The organism is Cytobacillus depressus (genome assembly GCF_008923245.1).
Lineage (GTDB): Bacteria > Bacillota > Bacilli > Bacillales > Cytobacillaceae > Cytobacillus > Cytobacillus depressus.
The window spans coordinates 1-1444 of sequence record NZ_WBOS01000041.1 but is presented as its reverse complement, the minus strand read 5'-3'; the positions used below and the strand labels follow the sequence as shown (position 1 = coordinate 1444).

General features: G+C 36.6%; 1 protein-coding gene. It reads left to right on the top strand.

Translation table 11 applies throughout. From position 1 onward, the window contains the following. Window positions 1-53: 53 nt before the first annotated feature. Window positions 54-1408, top strand: a protein-coding gene (locus F7731_RS26220; protein ID WP_151537688.1) for an IS3 family transposase whose coding sequence is annotated in 2 segments (ribosomal slippage) — window positions 54-507 and window positions 507-1408 — 1356 coding nt in all. Because the reading frame shifts where the segments join, the coding sequence is not laid out codon by codon here. Window positions 1409-1444: the final 36 nt, after the last annotated feature.

The window sequence follows — 1444 nt, the reverse complement described above, 5'->3', positions numbered from 1 at the left end:
TGAACTGCACCCCAATTATTAGACACAAAATCTAATAATTGGGGTGTATTTTTATGTCTAAATTTACTTTAGAAGAAATAAATGAAGCTGTTGAACATTATTTTAATGGTAAAGAAACTGCTAAGGATATTGCTAAGTCACTTGGTATTAATCAGTCTACATTTAACGAATGGATCAAACATTATGAACACAATGGCTTGAGCGTATATGTTAAACCCTATACAAGCTATACGTTAGAGTTTAAACTAAATGTACTAAAATATATGACTGAAAATGGTACGTCTAGTTATGAAACCGCTGCGATCTTTAATATTCCAAGCCCTTCTAATATAAGAACTTGGAAAAGAAAACTTGAAGCACAAGGTATAGATGCTCTTCAGTCAAAGAAAAAGGGGCGTCCAACTTTGAAAAAAGAAGTGAAAAAACAACTAAAAATTATACCAACCGAGGGATCTGTCGAAGCACTTGAAGCGCGAATTAAACAGCTAGAAATGGAAAACGAATACTTAAAAAAGTTGAATGCCTTAGTTCAAAACAAGGAAAAATCACCAAACAAGACAAAGCGCACGTAGTCTATGAGTTAAGGCATAAATACCCGGTGAAAGCACTTGTAAAGCTCGCTGGCATTCCACGTAGTACCTATTACGATTTAGTGAAACGTATGAATCGTCCGGATTCAGATGCCGATTTAAAAGCTGAAATTAAATCAATTTATGAAGAACATGAAGGTCGTTACGGTTACCGCCGTATTCGTGATGAGCTAGTGAATCGTGGAAAGAAAGTGAACCATAAGAAGGTTCACCGTATCATGAAGATGCTGGGTTTGAAATGCCTTGTACGTCTGAAAAAATATAGATCTTATAAAGGTACTGTAGGAAAAATAGCGCCGAATCATTTAGACCGTCAATTTACAGCCGACGCCCCGAACGAAAAATGGGTGACCGATATTACGGAATTTAAATTATTTGGAGAAAAGCTGTATTTATCGCCTGTATTAGATTTATTTAACGGAGAAATTATTACATACACAATCGGCTCAAGACCGACCTATTCACTTGTTTCTGAGATGTTAGAGAAGGCGTTAGAGTGCTTGCCAGAAGACCACCAACTTCTGATGCATTCAGATCAGGGTTGGCACTACCAAATGAAACAATACCGCCATGCGCTTCAAACAAGAGGGATTAGACAAAGTATGTCCCGTAAGGGAAACTGTTACGACAACTCTGTTATGGAGAATTTTTTCGGGATACTGAAGTCCGAATTCCTTTATTATAAGGACTTTGAAAATGTAGAACATTTTAAGCAAGAATTAGAAAAATATATAGAATACTATAATACAAAACGGATGAAGGCGAAGTTAAAAATGAGCCCGGTACAATACCGAACTCATTTTGAGCAAGCTGCCTGATGAAATAACCGTGTCTAACTTTTTGGGGTCACTTCA